Origin of the sequence: Streptomyces sp. NPDC021093, from assembly GCF_044333135.1 — a bacterium.
Classification (GTDB): Bacteria; Actinomycetota; Actinomycetes; order Streptomycetales; family Streptomycetaceae; genus Streptomyces.
In genome coordinates, this window is sequence record NZ_JBIRQJ010000025.1 from 1 (window position 1) to 2,205 (window position 2,205).

Sequence of the window (2,205 nt, forward strand, 5' to 3'; positions counted from 1 at the left end):
AGAGAGGCCACCACCAGCCCGACAGCCCCAGCCGAAGGCGCGAAGCGGGCAGCACGTCACTTACCGCTCTATGAGAGCCCCGAGCAGACGTCAAGCCCAACTACCGCCGGGTTCAATGGACTACCGGTAGGAGGCTCGGGTATCGCGGCGTGCTGCGTCGAGGTAGTCGGTGATGGCTCGGTGGTTCTTGGTGAGGCATTCGATTTTTTCGGCCATGCGGTCGCGTTCGTGTTCGAGCGTTGCGACCATGTCTGGCGTGACGTAGGGCATGTGGATCGTGCGGGGGGTGTTCAGGCAGGGCAGGATCTGCTTGATGATCCGTGTGGGCAGCCCTGCGTCGAGCAGGCCTCGTACCTGGAGAACCCGGTCAACGACGTACTCCTCATAGTCCCGGTATCCGTTGGGCAGTCGATCTGACGCGATCAGTCCCTGCTCCTCGTAGTAGCGCAGCAACCTCACCGGAGTCCGCGTGTGCGTCGACAACTCACCGATCCGCATATCCCTCTCCTCGCCCTCTGTGGCTGGCGTCGTGTGACTCAGCGGACACCGACTTGACCCTCACACTAATGTCACCCTTCGATCATAGGGCCATGACACAAACACACGCTGTGCCATCTCCCTCGCTAGCGAACGCCCGGCTCCCACTGGCGGGTCTTCTGGCCTTGGCCGCCACCGGGTTCATTACGCTCCTGACCGAGACGATGCCCGCCGGGCTGCTTCCCGGGATGAGCCGAGACCTGGGTGTGAGCGAGAGTGCTGCCGGGCAGAGCGTCACCGTCTTCGCGATCGGGGCGATCCTCGCCGCGATCCCGCTCACCAAGGCGACGATCGGCTGGCCGCGCCGACACTTGCTGCTGGCGGCGATCGCAGGATTGGTGATCGCCAACACCGTCACCGCGCTCTCCGAGAGCTTCGCACTTACGCTGGCCGCCCGGTGCCTCGGCGGCATCGTCGGCGGGTTGCTCTGGGCGCTGTTGGCCGGGTACGCGGTACGGATGGTTCCCTCACATCAGCGCGGCAAGGCAATGGCGATCGCGATGGGGGGCGCAATCGTCGCCCTGTCCGTCGGAGTTCCTGCTGCGGCGTTTCTGGCCAAGCTCGTCGAGTGGCGATACGCGTTCGGGATCATGACCGCCCTCACGCTCGCGTTGATCGTGTGGGTCGTCGCGGCGGTGCCGAACTTCCCCGGACAGCCCAAGGGCTCACGGCTCCCGCTCACCCGTACCTTCCGCATTCCCGGCGTAGCGCCCGTGCTCTTCGTGACCCTCACGTTCGTGCTCGCCCACAGCATCCTCTACACCTACATCGCCCCGTTCCTCAAGCCGCTCGGCATGGCAGGTCAAGTCGACGCCGTGCTGCTCACCTTCGGTCTGGTGTCGCTGGTGAGCATCTGGATCGCCGGAGCGCTCGTCCATCGGCACCTGCGCCTCCTCATGATCCTCGCGTGTGTGCTCTTCGCGACATGCGCGCTGCTGCTCGGCATCTTCTCCGGCGTGCCTTCGCTCGTCTACGCCAGCGCAGCGCTCTGGGGGCTCGCGTTCGGCGGCACCTCTACCCTGTTGCAGACCGCAGTCGCCGAAGCAGCAGGCGACGCCGGCGATGTCGCCCAAGCACTCCTCACCACCGGATGGAACGTCGGAATCGCCGGTGGCGGCATCATCGGAGGCATCGTCCTCAGCGGATTGGATGCATCCTGGCTGAGTTGGGTCACGCTCGCACTGCTCGTCCCTGCACTCGCCACTGTGCTCGCGGCACACAAATACGGGTTCACCAAGGGAGAGCTCGGCAGCCGCTAAACCACCGCTGCCCCTGACTGAGACCCGGGAGCAAAACCCAGTGGATCGCTCATGGGTCCGGCGATCCGTACTCACGGAAAGGAATCTTTGAAATCGACCTCATTGATTGGATGTCTTCTGCCACGGCACTGCGGACACCACGGCGTTGTTTAGCCGGTCCGCGTAGATCCGGTACGCCTTGCGCTCGGCCAGGGACGCGCCGTTGGCGCCGAGTGTCGCCGCTGCGGCGAGCAGCGTGTGGTGCAGATCGGGCTGGGCGGTGACGTGCAAGCTGCAGCCCTGCGCACGCGGCGCACCTCACGTCCCGTGCGCAGGGCCTCCCGCGCCGCTTCTCTCATAGAGCGGTAAGTGACGTGCTGCCCGCTTCGCGCCTTCGGCTGGGGCTGTCGGGCTGGTGGTGGCCTCTCTG

General features: G+C 65.4%; 3 protein-coding genes. 1 reads left to right on the forward strand and 2 read right to left on the reverse strand.

The annotated features are described in order from the left end of the window. Positions 1–120: 120 nt before the first annotated feature. Positions 121–498, reverse strand: a complete 378-nt coding sequence (locus ACH4SP_RS42475; RefSeq protein ID WP_030572237.1) for a MerR family transcriptional regulator — start codon at positions 496–498, stop codon at positions 121–123. Positions 499–662: 164 nt separating this feature from the next. Here ACH4SP_RS42475 and ACH4SP_RS42480 point away from each other — a divergent pair, with 164 nt between their 5' ends. Then, positions 663–1,796 carry an MFS transporter gene (locus ACH4SP_RS42480; RefSeq protein ID WP_398423860.1) on the forward strand — a complete coding sequence of 378 codons (1,134 nt, stop codon included), beginning with the start codon at positions 663–665 and terminating at the stop codon, positions 1,794–1,796. 99 nt (positions 1,797–1,895) lie between these two features. Here ACH4SP_RS42480 and ACH4SP_RS42485 read toward each other — a convergent pair whose 3' ends face one another. Then, a complete protein-coding gene (locus ACH4SP_RS42485; protein ID WP_398423862.1) occupies positions 1,896–2,066 on the reverse strand; it encodes a hypothetical protein in 171 nt (56 codons plus the stop codon). Positions 2,067–2,205 lie beyond the last annotated feature (139 nt).

Bases quoted from the DNA above. Each gene is read 5' to 3' on its own strand.
- ACH4SP_RS42475 (WP_030572237.1), bottom strand. From the start codon at position 498: ATGCGGATCGGTGAGTTGTCGACGCACACGCGGACTCCGGTGAGGTTG.